This window comes from Salmonella sp. 3C (genome assembly GCF_025426275.1).
GTDB classification, from domain to species: Bacteria; Pseudomonadota; Gammaproteobacteria; order Enterobacterales; family Enterobacteriaceae; genus Salmonella; species Salmonella enterica.
In genome coordinates this window covers 2586015-2602502 of the sequence record NZ_CP104858.1, presented here as the reverse complement: position 1 = coordinate 2602502, position 16488 = coordinate 2586015, and the positions used below count along the sequence as shown (strand labels likewise).

Here is a 16488-nt window from a genome sequence, read left to right as displayed (position 1 = left end):
AACACTCTTAATGAGGGTTATCCGATGGCGTTCCGCGCAAAGTCATGTTTCCGGTCTGTGTTAGCGTCAAGCCGCGAGTTTCCGGGGCAAACATCACCGATACGCCAAGCCCGACTAACGAAATCAACGCGCCAATCAGCATGACGTTATTAATACCGTAACGAGTAATAAAAATCGGTAATGCCCAGGTGGAGACAATGGTTCCGATGCGGCTTAACGACATGATAACCCCCACGGCCGAAGCGCGAATATCCGTCGGGAAGAGTTCATTAGGATAAAGCCATTGCAGTATGCCCGGTCCGCCGGAAAAGAAGGCGTATACCGCAAACGCCACCACGACCAGTATGATGCCCAGATTTGACACCAGCCCCAGCAGCGCCAGCGCGATAGTCATCATGGCGAAGCTGCCAATAAGCAGAGGGCGACGGCCAATACTGTTTAGCCAGAACATCGCCGGTATACAGCCCAGCATAAAAAAGAGGCTAATCACCACATTGCCGAGCGCCGCGTTGCGCCCCTGCTCCCAGCCGAGTAACCCGACGATCTGCGGCCCAAAGGTATAGATAGCGAACATCGGGATTACCTGACAGGTCCAGATAGCCGCAACGAACAGTACAAACGGAAAATGACGGCGGTTAAACAACTGCAGGAAGCGGGTCTCCTGCGGCGGCTCATCGTCAAAGCAGACCGGTTCGCCGAACAGTTTGATCATCATTTGTTCGCACTCTTTTACCCGTCCTTTTCGCAATAGCCAGCGTGGCGATTCCGGCAGGTCAAAGCGGCCAATCAAAATGATTAAGCACGGGATAAAGGCGCTGCCAAGCATCCAACGCCAGCCGCCTTCCATGTCATACAGCCAGTAGCCCACCAGGTTGGCGCAGGTCGCGCCGACGTACCACATCGCGGCGATAAAACCGATGGAGAACGCGCGCTGGCGGGTGTTGGAAAACTCCGTAATCATGGAAGTAGCGATAGGGTAATCCGCGCCGATAACAATGCCAATTAAAACGCGCATCACCAGTAATTCAAGCGGCGTGGAAACAAACATGGTCGCCACGGAGATAACGCCGATAGCGATAATATCAAGCAGGAACATTTTACGCCGCCCGACTTTATCGCAAATATAGCCAAACAACGAGGTGCCGATAAACAGTCCGGCAAGCGTAGCCGCGCCGAGCGCGCCAATCCATTCAGCATCAAGGTGCAATAGCGGCGTCAGTTGTTCCAGCGCCACGCCAATGATCACCAGCACGTAGCCATCAAGGAACGGGCCGCCGCTTCCCCACAGCATAATTCTGCGATGAATGGAGGAGAATTTAAGGTCATCAAAGTTCCTGGGCTGCTGCATGGTGATGTCCTGTTTCAACACGGGCAAAGCGCATCTGTAGGCCGGATAAGGCGTTTCCGCCGCCATCCGGCATTGGCGCCACATGATTGCCGGATGGCGACGCTACCGCATCTTATCCGGCCAACGGGGGCACAACTTCGTACTTATTAGCCGTAGCGGAACTCCACGCCAAACGTCCCGCGCGGGTATTCCCATTTTTCCAGCGCCGTATCAAGGCCGAGGATCCGGCACGTTCCGCACTCCAGGCACCCGGCGTAATCAAAACGAACGCTGCCGTCGTCCTGCTTTTTATACAGTCCCGCCGGGCAGGCCTTAATCAGCACCTCCAGCGCCTGTTTATCAGGATCGGTTTTGAGAATGATGTGCGGGCTGTCTTCATCCACATTGAACTTATTGACGCCCAGTTTGACGTCCACATTAACGGGAGATGTCATAATACGGTCACTCCTTTCAGGCCATCTTTCATCAGGTTGATGAAGCCCACTTTCTTCGCATGGCGCAGGATTTTTTTACGCATCGGCACCGGAGCGGAGCCATCCACGGTGAACAGGTCGTGCGCGATACTGACCGCCATTTCGGGATAAGCGGTAAACATGCGGGGATTATCAAGAAAAGCTGGCAGTTTCTGATACATACGCATATCGCGCATCGGACCTTCGTCCAGATGCTGACGGTATTCATCCAGCGACTGCTTGCTAAAATCGTCGCTCTTCATCGCCGAAAGCACCGTCTTCGCCGCCGCTTCGCCTGCGGATATGGCGAGATCCATACCCCGAATGGTAAAGCCGAGGTTCATACACATGCCGGCAGCGTCTCCGGCAATCAGCACGCCATCGCCCACCAGTTCAGGCTGCATATTCATTCCCGCCTCGGGTACAACGTGCGCGGCATATTCCACCAGCTTGCCACCGGCGATCAGCGGCGCAACTGCCGGATGCTGTTTGAAATCTTCCAGCATTTGCGGGACCGATTTTTTCGCGTCTTTCAGATGATGAAGACCGCAGACCAGCCCCAGGGAAAGGGTTGTTTCATTCGTATACAGGAAGCCACCGCCCATCAGACCATCGGTTGGCGCCCCGGCAAACAGACAGGCGGCACCTTCGTTGCCCTGTAACTGGAAACGATCTTCAATGACCGACTTCGGCAATTCGATCAGTTCCTTCACGCCGACAGCAACATGCGATGCCTCAACACGCTTTGCCATGCCCAGCTTTTCAGCCAGCAGAGAATTCACCCCGTCAGCGAGGATTACGACTTTGGCTTCCAGAATATCGCCATCGGCTTCCACGCCCACGACTCTGCCATCACGCTGAACAACGTTATCCACGCGAATACCGGTGATCAGTTGCGCCCCCGCCTCTTCGGCCTGCTCCATCAGCCAGGCGTCAAATTTACTGCGCAAAACGGAATAAGAAACCTGCGACGATGCGGCGTCCTCGCCGTTGCAATAATCCATCGTCATCGCCCCTTTGTCGGTCATAAAGGCGAGTTTTTCGTGGGTGATCATGCGTTCAATGGGGGCCTGATCCGCAAAGCCGGGAATGATGCGTTCCAGGCTATGTGCATACAAGCGCCCACCGGTGACATTCTTCGCGCCAGCAGAATTGCCACGCTCGATAACCAGCACCTGTGCACCTTCGCGAGCAAGCACCAGCGCCGCAACCGAACCGGCCAGACCTGCACCCACGATGATGGCATCAAAGATATCTTCGGACATACGTACTCCTGTCAGCGGCAAGATACCTTCGCATCCTGCCCGAAATGGTTTATCGCGCTAAGGCAGCCGTCAGCGCAGGCAGGATCTTCAGCGCATCGCCAACGATGCCAAAATCCGCATACTGGAAGATTGGCGCGTTTTTATCTTTGTTGATGGCGAAAATCGTCTGCGCGCCGTTGGCGCCGACCATGTGTTGGATCTGCCCGGAGATCCCCACTGCCAGATACAGTTCAGGTTTGAGCATCAGGTTGGAGATACCGACGTAGCGCTCGTGCTCCATCCACTTCTCGTTTTCCGCTACCGGGCGGGAACAGGCCAGCTCGGCGCCGATGGTCTGGCACAGCGCTTCGGCCAGCGAGATATTCTCTTTGCTGCCGATGCCGCGTCCCACGCTGACCACCAGACGCGCTTTGTCGAGGTCAACGCTGTTGCTCTGACGCGCCTGGGTTGCGGTGCGGGTCACGGCAGTGGCCGGAGCCTGCCACTGCACGGTATGCATCTCGCCGCTGCGAGAAGTGTCCGGGTCTTGTGCGTCAAACGTTCCGCTGCTGAGCGTGATCACGGCAAACGGCGAAGCGATGGTTTCTGCCCCTATCGCCAGACCGCCGTAGACCATATGTTTGACCGCCGCTTTTCCATCCTGCAGGGAGACTTCGCTGGCGTCGTTGGAAACCGCAGCCGACAAGCGATAGCCCAGCTTTGCCGCCAACAGCTTGCCCCGACGCGTATTCGGCAGCAGCACCGCGCTGCCCTCACTATGCTGACGAATAGTCTCAGCCATCGCAGCAGCGTAGTCTTCGATCATGCGGTCTTCTGGTTTGCCGCTGAGCAGCCAGACATGATCGGCGCCCAAATGACATGCTGTCGCGCTATCCGCTTCGTTCAGTACGAACGCGTTAACTTTTTCACCTACAGCCTGCGCGCCACTCATCAGTTCGGGCAGACGAGAAGGGGTATCGCTGAATACCCAGACACTGGAAAATTTGTTCATAACATCCCCTGATAATTAAATGATTTTGCGCAGATTCTCGACAAACGCGGCGATTTGTTCTTCACCGTCACCTTCAATCACCACACGCTGACGCTCGCGCTGCTTCGGTGCGGCAACCTGTTGTGTGGAATACGCGGATACGCTGTTCAGCCCGATATCCGCAGGCGACCAGACCTGAACCGGTTTTTTCGCCGCGCCAAGAATGGCTTTCATCGAAGGGATTTGTGGGGTGTTAATGTCGGTGGAAACCGCGATCACCGCCGGGAGCGGGATGCTCAGCGTTTCAACTTCATCTTCCAGTTCGCGTTCTACTGTCAATGTGCTGTCGGTAAGAGAGAGGATTTTACTCACGCCGTTAATCGCCGGAATGTTCAGCGCTTCGCCCACCAGCAAACCAACCTGCTGAGCATAAAGATCGGAAGAACCGTCGCCGCAGATAAGTAGATCGAAACCTGATTTTTGCGCCGCGGCGGCCAGCGCGGTAGCGGTGTGTTGCGGCAGCGCCTGCTCAAATTGATCGTCAATGACCACAATCAGTTCATCAGGGCCACGAGAGAGGACATCTTTGCGCCCTTTTGCATTGGTCAGCGCTTTGCCGCCAACGCTCATGGCGACAACCTGAGCGTCTCCCAACTGCTGTTTTAACTGGCAAGCAGCTTCAATTGCATTCAGATCATATTGGCTGATTTTGCTATCCGCTTTGCTGAAATCGAGTGTTCCGTCAGCATTATTAATCGCAATATCCTGCTCATCAGGTACGCATTTGTAGCAAGTAATTATCTTCATTGCATCTCCAGAAATCATGAAGGAAACGTATTTATATCGGCGGTGTTAAATACAGATATCACGCTCTTTAATTCGGAAATAAAACCTTAATCACCAATATTGAAAATGTCACACATTGATATTCGTAACTTTCAATAGTGTTACGCACCTCACCAATATTGAAAGAAATATGCCAAATATGAAAATTTTCAATATTGTTTGCTGGCTCAACAATATTGAACGCCAGATACTTAAAAAAGTTAAAAAACCACAACCAATCAATTGATAAATAAAGCAAAAATCAAAATTTAGACACAAAATAATCAACGCAAAAAAGTGTGACGAAGATAACAGAATCACCCGAAGTGAATACCCATCATGAGTTACTCATTGAGGCGTCCCAGAGGTTAAAAACTTATCAACAAATCATTAATAATAAATAAACAAACGTTCATGGACTGGCACGCTAAATAAATTTCGTTTTCACACTGGAATTCACTTATGAAAAATGAAAAGAAAAAATCGGGAATTGAACCGAAGGTTTTTTTTCCGCCATTAATAATTGTCGGGATACTTTGCTGGCTAACAGTCAGAGATCTTGATGCCGCTAACGTCGTTATTAATGCGGTATTCAGTTATGTCACCAACGTCTGGGGTTGGGCATTTGAATGGTATATGGTCGTCATGCTCTTCGGCTGGTTCTGGCTGGTTTTTGGCCCCTATGCCAAAAAGAGATTAGGTGACGAAAAACCGGAGTTTAGCACCGCCAGCTGGATTTTCATGATGTTCGCCTCCTGTACATCCGCTGCGGTTCTGTTCTGGGGCTCTATTGAGATCTACTACTATATCTCCACCCCGCCGTTCGGCCTGGAACCAAATTCCACGGGCGCGAAAGAGATAGGCCTGGCGTACAGCCTGTTCCACTGGGGGCCGCTGCCGTGGGCAACCTATAGCTTCCTTTCTGTGGCCTTCGCCTACTTCTTCTTTGTACGCAAGATGGATGTCATCCGCCCCAGCTCCACGCTGGTACCGCTCGTCGGTGAAAAGCATGCGAAAGGGTTGTTCGGTACCATCGTCGATAACTTCTACCTGGTGGCGCTGATCTTCGCGATGGGCACCAGCCTCGGTCTGGCTACCCCGCTGGTCACCGAGTGTATGCAATGGCTGTTCGGTATTCCGCATACGCTGCAATTGGATGCCATCATCATTACCTGCTGGATCATTCTGAACGCGATTTGCGTGGCCTGCGGCCTGCAAAAAGGGGTCAGAATCGCCAGCGATGTGCGTAGCTACCTGAGCTTCCTGATGCTCGGCTGGGTGTTTATCGTCAGCGGCGCCAGCTTCATCATGAACTACTTCACCGACTCCGTCGGGATGCTGTTAATGCATCTGCCACGGATGCTGTTCTATACCGACGCCATCGGTAAAGGCGGCTTCCCACAGGGCTGGACCGTTTTCTACTGGGCGTGGTGGGTTATATACGCCATCCAGATGAGTATCTTCCTGGCCCGTATTTCCCGTGGTCGTACCGTACGTGAACTGTGCTTCGGGATGGTGATGGGTCTGACCGCGTCTACCTGGATCCTGTGGACAGTGCTGGGCAGCAACACGCTGCTGCTGATGGATAAAAACATCCTCAACATTCCGCAACTCATTGAGCAACACGGCGTGGCGCGCGCCATTATCGAAACCTGGGCCGCCTTGCCGCTCAGCACCGCCACCATGTGGGGTTTCTTTATCCTCTGCTTTATTGCCACCGTCACGCTGATTAACGCCTGCTCTTACACCCTGGCGATGTCGACCTGTCGTGAAGTTCGCGATGGTGAAGAGCCGCCTCTGTTAGTGCGTATCGGCTGGTCGGTGCTGGTCGGCATCATCGGTATCGTTCTGCTGGCGCTGGGTGGGTTGAAACCGATTCAGACCGCGATTATCGCCGGAGGATGCCCGCTGTTCTTCGTCAACATTATGGTGACGCTGTCCTTTATTAAAGACGCCAAAGTGCACTGGAAAGACAAGTAATTCTTATTAACCCAATTGATCAAGAGGCTGAAAGATGGATTTCAACTTAAATGACGAACAGGAGCTGTTTGTCGCCGGTATTCGCGAACTGATGGCCAGTGAGAACTGGGAAGCTTATTTTGCCGAGTGCGATCGTGACAGCGTCTACCCTGAGCGTTTTGTAAAAGCGCTGGCGGATATGGGTATTGATAGCCTGCTGATCCCGGAAGAACACGGCGGTCTGGAAGCGGGTTTTGTTACCGTCGCCGCCGTCTGGATGGAGCTGGGACGTCTTGGCGCGCCAACTTACGTGTTGTACCAATTGCCGGGAGGTTTTAACACTTTCCTGCGTGAAGGAACTCAGGAGCAAATTGATAAAATCATGGCGTTCCGGGGCACCGGTAAGCAGATGTGGAACTCTGCTATCACCGAACCGGGAGCGGGATCGGATGTTGGTAGTCTGAAAACCACTTATACACGCAAAAATGGTAAGGTTTATCTTAATGGCAGTAAGTGCTTTATCACCAGTAGCGCCTATACCCCGTACATCGTGGTCATGGCGAGAGACGGTGCATCGCCGGATAAACCGGTTTACACCGAGTGGTTTGTGGACATGAGCAAAGCGGGTATCAAGGTCAACAAACTGGAGAAACTCGGTCTGCGCATGGATAGCTGCTGTGAAATCACCTTTGACGACGTTGAACTGGACGAGAAAGACATGTTCGGTCGGGAAGGTAACGGCTTCAACCGCGTGAAAGAAGAGTTTGACCATGAACGCTTCCTCGTCGCGCTGACCAACTACGGTACCGCAATGTGCGCTTTTGAAGACGCTGCGCGTTACGCGAATCAGCGCGTGCAGTTTGGTGAAGCTATTGGCCGTTTCCAGCTGATTCAGGAGAAGTTTGCGCATATGGCGATCAAACTGAACTCCATGAAAAATATGCTGCTGGAAGCCGCGTGGAAAGCGGATAACGGCACGATTACCTCCGGCGACGCGGCAATGTGCAAATACTTCTGCGCCAACGCCGCGTTTGAAGTGGTAGACACCGCCATGCAGGTACTGGGAGGTGTTGGTATCGCGGGCAACCACCGCATCACGCGTTTCTGGCGTGACCTGCGCGTTGACCGTGTTTCTGGTGGTTCTGATGAAATGCAGATCCTGACGTTGGGTCGTGCGGTACTTAAGCAATACCGCTAATCGATCCCTTGTAGGCCTGATAAGACGCGGGGCGTCGCCATCAGGCAATCATGCCGGATGGCGCTGTGCTTATCCGGCCTACATACCGCAAAAAATGCCAGGAGAAAAATGATGAATCATTTACCAATGCCAACCTTTGGCCCGCTTGCTGGGGTACGCGTTGTTTTTTCAGGAATCGAAATCGCCGGTCCATTCGCCGGACAGATGTTCGCCGAATGGGGCGCCGAGGTTATCTGGATTGAAAACGTCGCATGGGCCGATACCATCCGCGTACAGCCTAACTACCCGCAGCTCTCACGCCGCAACCTGCACGCCCTGTCGCTGAATATTTTCAAAGATGAAGGTCGGGAAGCGTTTCTGAAACTGATGGAAACTACCGATATTTTCATTGAAGCCAGTAAAGGCCCGGCCTTTGCCCGCCGTGGTATTACTGATGAAGTGCTGTGGGAACATAACCCGAAACTGGTCATTGCCCACCTTTCCGGCTTCGGCCAGTATGGTACCGAGGAGTACACCAATCTTCCGGCGTATAACACCATCGCGCAGGCATTCAGTGGTTATCTGATCCAAAACGGCGACGTTGATCAGCCGATGCCAGCCTTCCCGTATACCGCCGATTACTTCTCCGGGATGACCGCGACGACAGCCGCGCTGGCGGCCCTGCACAAAGTACGCGAAACGGGTAAAGGTGAAAGCATCGATATCGCTATGTACGAAGTGATGCTGCGCATGGGTCAGTACTTCATGATGGACTACTTCAACGGCGGCGAAATCTGTCCACGTATGACGAAAGGGAAAGACCCCTACTACGCCGGTTGCGGCCTGTATAAATGCGCCGATGGTTACATCGTCATGGAGTTGGTCGGCATCACGCAAATCAACGAGTGTTTTAAAGATATTGGCCTGGCCCACATTCTCGGTACGCCGGAAGTTCCGGAAGGCACACAGCTCATCCATCGCGTGGAATGCCCTTACGGCCCGCTCGTCGAAGAGAAACTGGACGCCTGGCTGGCAACACACACCATCGCCGACGTTCAGGCGCGTTTTGCTGAGCTGAATATCGCCTGTGCGAAGGTGCTCACCATTCCGGAACTGGAAGGTAATCCGCAGTACGTTGCCCGCGAATCGATTACTCAGTGGCAAACAATGGACGGTCGCACCTGTAAAGGGCCGAACATCATGCCGAAATTTAAAAACAACCCAGGGAAAATCTGGCGTGGCATGCCGTCACACGGCATGGATACCGCCGCCATTCTGAAAAACATTGGTTATAGCGAAGCAGATATTAAGGAACTGGTCGGCAAAGGCCTGGCCAAAGTTGAGGATTAAACGCGATGCGCTAATCGGTTTTCCGGTTAGCGCTCACGCCTGATTTCAGTGGATAAAGCAATATGGATATCGTTGGCGGACAAAACTTACGTCAGATGTGGGACGACCTGGCCGGGGTGTACGGAGATAAAACGGCGTTAATTTTCGAATCCTGTGAGGGAATCGTTCGGCAGTTTAGCTATGCTTCGCTCAATGAAGAGATTAACCGCACGGCGAACCTTTTTTATTCCTTAGGGATCCGCAAGGGTGATAGGGTCGCGCTGCATCTGGATAACTGCCCGGAATTCATCTTTTGCTGGTTTGGACTGGCAAAAATCGGTGCCATTATGGTGCCGATTAATGCCCGCTTACTGGGCGAAGAAAGCGCCTGGATCCTGCAAAACAGCCAGGTGAGTCTGCTGGTTACCAGCGCCCAGTTTTATCCTATGTACCGTGAAATACGCCAGGACAATAGCACTCCGCTTAATCATATCTGTCTGATTGGCGAGCAGCTTCCGGCTGACGATGGCGTGAGCCACTTTTCCCAACTGCAAGCACGTCAATCGGCCACGCTGTGCTATACGCCCGTGTTATCCACTGACGATACGGCGGAAATTCTGTTTACCTCCGGTACCACCTCGCGTCCAAAAGGGGTGGTGATTACCCACTATAACCTGCGTTTTGCAGGCTACTACTCTGCCTGGCAAATCGCCCTGCGCGATGATGACGTGTACATGACGGTGATGCCCGCTTTTCATATCGACTGTCAGTGTACCGCCGCAATGCCAGCCTTTTCCGCCGGCAGCACCTTTGTGCTGCTAGAGAAGTACAGCGCCAGAGCCTTCTGGGATCAGGTACGTAAATATCAGGCGACGGTGACCGAGTGCATTCCTATGATGATCCGCACGCTGATGGTCCAGCCCGCCGCACCAACGGACAGGCAGCATCATCTGCGCGAAGTGATGTTCTATCTCAATCTATCCGCGCAAGAAAAAGACGCCTTTACCGAACGCTTTGGCGTCAGGCTGCTGACCTCTTATGGTATGACTGAAACCATTGTCGGAATTATTGGCGACCGTCCCGGAGACAAACGACGCTGGCCTTCCATTGGTCGCGTGGGTTTTAGCTATGAAGCTGAAATTCGCGACGATCAAAATCGCCCGCTGCCCGCCGGAGAAATTGGCGAAATCTGTATTAAAGGCATCCCCGGCAAGACTATCTTCAAAGAGTATTACATGCAGCCGGAGGCAACCGCCAGGGCGCTGGAACCAGAGGGCTGGTTACATACCGGTGATTCGGGTTACCAGGATGAGGATGGCTATTTCTATTTTGTCGACAGACGCTGCAACATGATTAAACGCGGCGGGGAAAATGTCTCCTGCGTCGAGCTGGAAAATATTATTTCTGCGCATCCGAAAATTCAGGACATTGTGGTGGTTGGTATTAAAGACGCGATCCGTGATGAGGCCATTAAAGCGTTTATCGTCCTTAATGAAGGTGAAACATTAAGCGAAGCCGAGTTTTTCAGCTTTTGCGAAAACAATATGGCGAAATTCAAGGTTCCCTCTTTTATGGAGATCAGAACCGACCTGCCGCGCAACTGTTCAGGAAAAATAATCAAAAAAAATCTGAAATAAACCTTCCGGCAGGAATCCCTCCCGCCGGGAAACTATTTATCTGGAGATGAACTATGAGTGAGTCATTACATCTGACCCGTAACGGCCCGATCCTGGAAATTACCCTCGACCGACCTAAAGCGAATGCCATTGATGCCAAAACCAGCTTTGCAATGGGTGAAGCTTTTCTTAATTTCCGTGACGATCCGGAATTACGCGTAGCAATCATTACCGGCGGCGGGGAGAAATTCTTTTCTGCTGGCTGGGACTTAAAAGCGGCAGCGGAAGGTGAAGCGCCGGATGCCGATTTTGGTCCCGGCGGCTTTGCCGGTTTAACCGAAATATTTGACCTCGATAAGCCGGTTATCGCCGCGGTGAACGGCTACGCGTTTGGCGGCGGTTTTGAGCTGGCGTTGGCGGCGGACTTTATTGTCTGCGCCGAAAACGCCAGCTTCGCGCTGCCGGAAGCAAAGCTAGGCATCGTGCCTGACAGCGGCGGCGTTTTGCGCCTGCCTAAGCTGTTGCCGCCGGCTATCGTCAACGAAATGGTAATGACCGGCAGACGAATGAGCGCCGAAGAAGCGCTGCGTTGGGGAGTCGTGAACCGCGTTGTCAGCCAGAGCGAACTGATGGATAGCGCGCGCGAACTGGCGCAACAACTGGTCAATAGCGCCCCGCTGGCTATCGCGGCGCTGAAAGAGATTTATCGCGCGACCAGCGAAATGCCGGTAGAAGAAGGCTACCGCTACATCCGCAGCGGCGTACTGAAGCATTATCCGTCGGTGCTGCATTCAGAAGATGCGCTCGAAGGACCGCAGGCATTTGCCGAAAAACGCGATCCGGTGTGGAAAGGTCGTTAATGTGACTATGCCGGATGGCGCTTCGCTTATCCGGCCTACAGCACATGCGCAACCGTAGGCCGGATAAGGTGTTTACGCCGCCATCCGGCAAAAAAAGCGAGGTACAACTATGAGCTATTACGCCTTTGAAGGACTGATCCCGGTGGTGCATCCGGACGCGTTTGTCCATCCCAGCGCCGTGCTGATTGGCGATGTCATCGTGGGCGCCGGTGTTTATATTGGCCCACTCGCGTCATTGCGTGGGGATTATGGTCGCCTGATCCTGGAGGCAGGCTCTAATCTGCAGGATGGCTGCATTATGCATGGCTACTGCGATACCGATACCATCGTGCATGAAAACGGCCATATCGGCCACGGCGCTATTCTACATGGCTGCGTGGTGGGACGGGACGCCCTGGTCGGCATGAACAGCGTCATTATGGACGGCGCAGTGATTGGCGAAGAGAGCATTGTCGCCGCCATGAGTTTTGTCAAAGCCGGATTTCAGGGTGAGGCAAGGCAACTGCTGGTGGGATCACCGGCGCGCGTACTACGCCAGGTTACGGACCAGGAGCTGCACTGGAAACGCCTCAATACCAAAGAATATCAGGATCTTGCGATCCGTTGTCGAACGGGGTTATCTGAAACGAAGCCGTTAACGCAGGCCGAAGAAAACCGACCGCGCCTGAAAGGCACGACGGACGTGAAGCCAAAATCAGCACAGTAATTGATGCCGGATGCGCTCACGCTTATCCGGCCTACGCGTCAATTACCGTTTACCCCGCCAGCAGGTAAACAGACAATTAGCGACGCATACTCTTGGAGAGCATCATCTGCCATTTCTGCTCACGGTTTAGCTCTGTGGGGGGAACGGCAGACAGCCGCGGCGCTTTCGCCACGCTCACTTTTCTTTCCTGCAAATTATGATTCAATCGGCGATAGAGTTGAGAGTCGATACTCACGACTTTCACCAGACGCTGGCACTGGCAGCCTCGTCCTGCAATTTGGTTAGGGATCATCTTCACTTCACAAACAATTTCCCCCACTTCTGACAGAATATAGGAGAGCGTATTAATTGCTTTGCAATGTTCAATATCAAATTGACGGGAAATCTCCCTGGCAGTGATCCATCGGTTCTCTGTCATCATCCAGTCAGCAATTAACAAATAAAGCGGTCTTTCAACATATTTTTCACACATAAGCACACCATTTCACAAATTAAAAATCTGGCTACGGCCTGTCCAAACTAATAAAAACTAAGCCATATTAAAATTGTGGATATGCAAGATAGTATGCGACTTAAATATTGATTAGTGTGAGCAATATCGTGCTTATTACATTGAAAATGTGGTTACGGAAACGGACTTCTCCAGGAATGACCTTACGCAAGATAAAAAAAGGGTTTCTTTACAGAAACCCTTTCAACATTATATTACAGGTCCGGTTAGAGCAATATCCGCCGAACCCTTTGTTTACGACTTTTTGATCTGCGCGTGCATTTCCTGCACCGAGGTTACCTTCTCGGTGGCATCGGCATTGAGCGCCATCGTCGTTGCAAAACCGCCGTTCAGCGTGGTGTCATAATGCACTTTATACTGCAGCGCGCTGCGGCGAATCACCCTGGAGTCTTCAATCGCGCGGCGGCCTGCGGTGGTGTTGATGATATAAGTATATTCGCCATTCTTGATACGGTCCTGAATGTGCGGACGACCTTCGTGCACCTTGTTCACCAGACGCGGGTTGATACCAGCTTCGCCCAGCACAATCGCCGTACCGTGGGTGGCATCCAGCTCAAAGCCCTGTTTCAGCAGCTTAGCGGCGAGATCCACCACGCGCTCTTTGTCGCCTTCGCGAACCGAGAGCAGCGCACGGCCCTGTTTCTTCATGGTGGAGTTACTGCCCAGCTGCGCCTTAGCGAACGCTTCCGCGAAGGTACGGCCCACGCCCATCACTTCCCCGGTGGAGCGCATTTCTGGCCCTAACAGCGGGTCAACGCCCGGGAATTTGTTAAACGGCAACACCACTTCTTTCACCGAGTAGTACGGCGGGATAATTTCTTTGGTCACGCCCTGCTCGGTCAGCGATTTGCCGGCCATCACGCGCGCCGCCACTTTCGCCAGCGGAACGCCGGTGGCTTTGGAGACGAACGGTACGGTACGCGCCGCACGCGGGTTGACTTCAATCAGATAGACTTCGTTGTCTTTCACCGCAAACTGCACGTTCATCAGGCCGCGCACCTGCAACTCGAAGGCCAGCTTCTGCACCTGCTGGCGCATCACGTCCTGAATTTCCTGGCTCAGCGTGTAGGCCGGCAGGGAACAGGCGGAGTCGCCGGAGTGTACGCCCGCCTGCTCGATGTGCTCCATGATACCGCCAATCAGCACCATTTCGCCGTCGCAGATAGCGTCCACGTCCACTTCAACCGCGTCATCAAGGAAGCGGTCCAGCAGCACCGGCGCATCGTTAGAGACGCTGACCGCTGTCTGGAAGTAGCGACGCAGATCGGCTTCGTCATAGACAATTTCCATCGCCCGGCCGCCCAGCACGTAAGAAGGACGCACCACCAGCGGGTAGCCGATCTCTTTCGCTTTTTCGACAGCCTGTTCAATGGCGGTGACGGTGGCGTTGGCCGGTTGCTTCAGCTTCAGACGGTCAACCGCGTGCTGGAAGCGCTCGCGGTCTTCCGCGCGGTCGATGGCGTCCGGGCTGGTGCCGATAACCGGCACGCCTGCCGCTTCCAGCGCGCGCGCCAGCTTCAGCGGGGTCTGGCCGCCGTACTGCACGATAACGCCTTTCGGCTTCTCGATGCGCACGATTTCCAGCACGTCTTCCAGCGTCACCGGCTCGAAGTACAGACGGTCGGAAGTGTCGTAGTCGGTGGAGACGGTTTCCGGGTTACAGTTGACCATGATGGTCTCGTAACCGTCTTCGCGCAGCGCCAGCGAGGCGTGTACGCAGCAGTAGTCAAATTCGATACCCTGGCCGATACGGTTCGGGCCGCCGCCGAGGACCATGATTTTATCGCGGTCAACGGACGGGTTCGCTTCGCACTCATCTTCATAAGTGGAGTACATGTAGGCGGTATCGGTGGCGAATTCCGCCGCGCAGGTATCCACGCGTTTGTAAACCGGGTGCAGGTCATACTGATCACGCAGCTTACGGATTTCCGCCTCGCGTACGCCAGCCAGTTTTGCCAGACGCGCATCGGCAAACCCTTTACGCTTGAGCTGAAGCAGGAAGTCGGCGTTGAGGCCAGTAATCCCGACTTCAGCCACTTTCTCTTCCAGACGCACCAGCTCTTCAATTTGCACCAGGAACCAGCGGTCGATGTTGGTCAGGTTAAAGACGCCATCCACAGACAAGCCCGCACGGAAAGCATCGGCGATGTACCAGATACGATCTGCGCCCGCGTCTTTCAGCTCGCGGCGGATTTTGGTCAGCGCTTCCGGGTCGTCGAGGCTCACTTTCGGGTCAAAACCGGTGGCGCCGACTTCCAAGCCGCGCAGCGCTTTTTGCAGGGATTCCTGCTGGGTGCGACCAATCGCCATCACTTCTCCGACCGATTTCATCTGGGTGGTCAGACGGTCGTTGGCACCGGCGAATTTCTCAAAGTTAAAGCGCGGAATTTTAGTAACCACATAGTCGATGGACGGCTCGAAGGAGGCCGGAGTGCGCCCGCCGGTGATGTCGTTCATCAGTTCGTCAAGGGTGTAACCTACCGCCAGTTTGGCGGCCACTTTGGCAATCGGGAAACCGGTGGCTTTCGACGCCAGCGCCGAGGAGCGGGATACGCGCGGGTTCATTTCGATAACGATCAGACGGCCGTTTTTCGGGTTCACTGCGAACTGGACGTTAGAACCGCCGGTTTCGACGCCGATTTCACGCAGAACCGCCATCGAGGCGTTACGCATGATTTGGTATTCTTTGTCGGTCAGAGTCTGCGCCGGGGCCACGGTGATGGAGTCACCGGTGTGGATACCCATCGCATCGAAGTTTTCGATAGAGCAGACGATGATGCAGTTGTCGTTTTTATCACGCACCACTTCCATCTCGTACTCTTTCCAGCCGATCAGCGATTCATCAATCAGCAGTTCGTTGGTTGGCGAGAGATCCAGACCGCGTTCGCAGATTTCTTCGAACTCTTCACGGTTGTAAGCGATACCGCCGCCGGTGCCGCCCATGGTAAAGGACGGACGGATGATGCACGGGAAGCCCACGTCAGCGGCAACCGCCAGCGCTTCTTCCATAGTGTGTGCGATACCGGAACGCGCGGTGTCGAGACCAATTTTCTTCATCGCGATATCGAAGCGACGACGGTCTTCGGCTTTATCAATGGCGTCGGCGGTGGCGCCAATCATGGTGACGCCGAACTCTTCCAGCACGCCCTGCCGCTCCAGCTCCAGCGCGCAGTTCAGCGCGGTCTGGCCGCCCATGGTCGGCAGCACCGCATCCGGACGCTCTTTTTCAATGATTTTGCGCACCACTTCCCAGTGAATCGGCTCGATGTAGGTGGCATCGGCCATTTCCGGGTCGGTCATGATGGTGGCCGGGTTGGAGTTCACCAGAATGACGCGATAGCCCTCTTCGCGCAGGGCTTTACACGCCTGAGCGCCGGAGTAGTCAAACTCACACGCCTGACCGATAACAATCGGGCCCGCGCCCAGAATCAGGATGCTTTTTATATCTGTACGTTTTGGCATGGCTCTTA

Annotated in this window: 13 protein-coding genes; 6 read left to right on the top strand and 7 right to left on the bottom strand. The window is 53.8% G+C overall.

Annotation, left to right across the window (positions count from 1 at the left end; genetic code table 11):
- Window positions 1–7: 7 nt before the first annotated feature.
- From N7E69_RS12320 to N7E69_RS12300, 5 genes are all read right to left on the bottom strand, one after another.
- Window positions 8–1348, bottom strand: a complete 1341-nt coding sequence (locus tag N7E69_RS12320; protein WP_001674927.1) for an MFS transporter — start codon at window positions 1346–1348, stop codon at window positions 8–10.
- 146 nt (window positions 1349–1494) lie between these two features.
- Entirely contained in the window at window positions 1495–1782 is a 288-nt protein-coding gene (fixX, locus tag N7E69_RS12315) for a ferredoxin-like protein FixX (RefSeq protein WP_000203736.1), read from the bottom strand.
- Complete coding sequence (locus N7E69_RS12310) at window positions 1779–3065, bottom strand: FAD-dependent oxidoreductase (RefSeq protein ID WP_001287768.1); 1287 nt, start codon at window positions 3063–3065, stop codon at window positions 1779–1781. The genes fixX and N7E69_RS12310 overlap by 4 nt, the downstream gene beginning before the upstream one ends.
- A gap of 49 nt (window positions 3066–3114) precedes the next feature.
- Complete coding sequence (locus tag N7E69_RS12305; protein WP_001032203.1) at window positions 3115–4056, bottom strand: electron transfer flavoprotein subunit alpha/FixB family protein; 942 nt, start codon at window positions 4054–4056, stop codon at window positions 3115–3117.
- Between the two features lie 15 nt (window positions 4057–4071).
- Entirely contained in the window at window positions 4072–4842 is a 771-nt protein-coding gene (locus N7E69_RS12300; RefSeq protein WP_000692191.1) for an electron transfer flavoprotein FixA, read from the bottom strand.
- A gap of 480 nt (window positions 4843–5322) precedes the next feature.
- Here N7E69_RS12300 and caiT point away from each other — a divergent pair, with 480 nt between their 5' ends.
- The 6 genes from caiT (at window position 5323) to caiE (ending at window position 12507) form a co-directional block, all read left to right on the top strand.
- The gene (gene caiT, locus N7E69_RS12295) at window positions 5323–6840 is read left to right on the top strand and encodes an L-carnitine/gamma-butyrobetaine antiporter (RefSeq protein ID WP_000787073.1); all 1518 of its coding nucleotides are present in this window, start codon (window positions 5323–5325) and stop codon (window positions 6838–6840) included.
- 34 nt (window positions 6841–6874) lie between these two features.
- On the top strand, window positions 6875–8017 hold the full coding sequence (gene caiA, locus N7E69_RS12290) for a crotonobetainyl-CoA dehydrogenase (RefSeq protein ID WP_000347134.1): 1143 nt from the start codon (window positions 6875–6877) through the stop codon (window positions 8015–8017).
- 111 nt (window positions 8018–8128) lie between these two features.
- The gene (gene caiB, locus N7E69_RS12285; RefSeq protein WP_001016212.1) at window positions 8129–9346 is read left to right on the top strand and encodes an L-carnitine CoA-transferase; all 1218 of its coding nucleotides are present in this window, start codon (window positions 8129–8131) and stop codon (window positions 9344–9346) included.
- A 62-nt stretch (window positions 9347–9408) separates the two neighbouring features.
- Window positions 9409–10962, top strand: coding sequence for a crotonobetaine/carnitine-CoA ligase (caiC, locus tag N7E69_RS12280; RefSeq protein WP_000355802.1), 1554 nt, complete (start codon window positions 9409–9411; stop codon window positions 10960–10962).
- 53 nt (window positions 10963–11015) lie between these two features.
- Window positions 11016–11801: a crotonobetainyl-CoA hydratase gene (caiD, locus tag N7E69_RS12275; RefSeq protein ID WP_000004383.1), complete on the top strand. Its 786-nt coding sequence runs from the start codon at window positions 11016–11018 to the stop codon at window positions 11799–11801.
- Window positions 11802–11910: 109 nt separating this feature from the next.
- A complete protein-coding gene (gene caiE / locus N7E69_RS12270; RefSeq protein ID WP_000122862.1) occupies window positions 11911–12507 on the top strand; it encodes a carnitine operon protein CaiE in 597 nt (198 codons plus the stop codon).
- A gap of 76 nt (window positions 12508–12583) precedes the next feature.
- Here the strand turns inward: caiE and caiF are convergent, their stop codons facing one another.
- Together caiF and carB are read right to left on the bottom strand one after the other, a co-directional pair.
- Entirely contained in the window at window positions 12584–12979 is a 396-nt protein-coding gene (gene caiF / locus N7E69_RS12265; RefSeq protein WP_000333329.1) for a carnitine metabolism transcriptional regulator CaiF, read from the bottom strand.
- A gap of 273 nt (window positions 12980–13252) precedes the next feature.
- Window positions 13253–16480 carry a carbamoyl-phosphate synthase large subunit gene (carB, locus tag N7E69_RS12260; protein WP_001126302.1) on the bottom strand — a complete coding sequence of 1076 codons (3228 nt, stop codon included), beginning with the start codon at window positions 16478–16480 and terminating at the stop codon, window positions 13253–13255.
- Between the last annotated feature and the right edge of the window lie 8 nt (window positions 16481–16488).

What these genes read in the sequence shown, in the direction of transcription:
- N7E69_RS12300 (WP_000692191.1), bottom strand. Translation starts at nt 4,842, where the DNA reads ATGAAGATAATTACTTGCTACAAATGCGTACCTGATGAGCAGGATATT.
- N7E69_RS12310 (WP_001287768.1), bottom strand. Translation starts at nt 3,065, where the DNA reads ATGTCCGAAGATATCTTTGATGCCATCATCGTGGGTGCAGGTCTGGCC.
- caiE (WP_000122862.1), top strand. Translation starts at nt 11,911, where the DNA reads ATGAGCTATTACGCCTTTGAAGGACTGATCCCGGTGGTGCATCCGGAC.
- N7E69_RS12305 (WP_001032203.1), bottom strand. Translation starts at nt 4,056, where the DNA reads ATGAACAAATTTTCCAGTGTCTGGGTATTCAGCGATACCCCTTCTCGT.
- caiA (WP_000347134.1), top strand. Translation starts at nt 6,875, where the DNA reads ATGGATTTCAACTTAAATGACGAACAGGAGCTGTTTGTCGCCGGTATT.
- caiD (WP_000004383.1), top strand. Translation starts at nt 11,016, where the DNA reads ATGAGTGAGTCATTACATCTGACCCGTAACGGCCCGATCCTGGAAATT.
- caiB (WP_001016212.1), top strand. Translation starts at nt 8,129, where the DNA reads ATGAATCATTTACCAATGCCAACCTTTGGCCCGCTTGCTGGGGTACGC.
- caiT (WP_000787073.1), top strand. Translation starts at nt 5,323, where the DNA reads ATGAAAAATGAAAAGAAAAAATCGGGAATTGAACCGAAGGTTTTTTTT.
- N7E69_RS12320 (WP_001674927.1), bottom strand. Translation starts at nt 1,348, where the DNA reads ATGCAGCAGCCCAGGAACTTTGATGACCTTAAATTCTCCTCCATTCAT.
- fixX (WP_000203736.1), bottom strand. Translation starts at nt 1,782, where the DNA reads ATGACATCTCCCGTTAATGTGGACGTCAAACTGGGCGTCAATAAGTTC.
- caiF (WP_000333329.1), bottom strand. Translation starts at nt 12,979, where the DNA reads ATGTGTGAAAAATATGTTGAAAGACCGCTTTATTTGTTAATTGCTGAC.
- caiC (WP_000355802.1), top strand. Translation starts at nt 9,409, where the DNA reads ATGGATATCGTTGGCGGACAAAACTTACGTCAGATGTGGGACGACCTG.
- carB (WP_001126302.1), bottom strand. Translation starts at nt 16,480, where the DNA reads ATGCCAAAACGTACAGATATAAAAAGCATCCTGATTCTGGGCGCGGGC.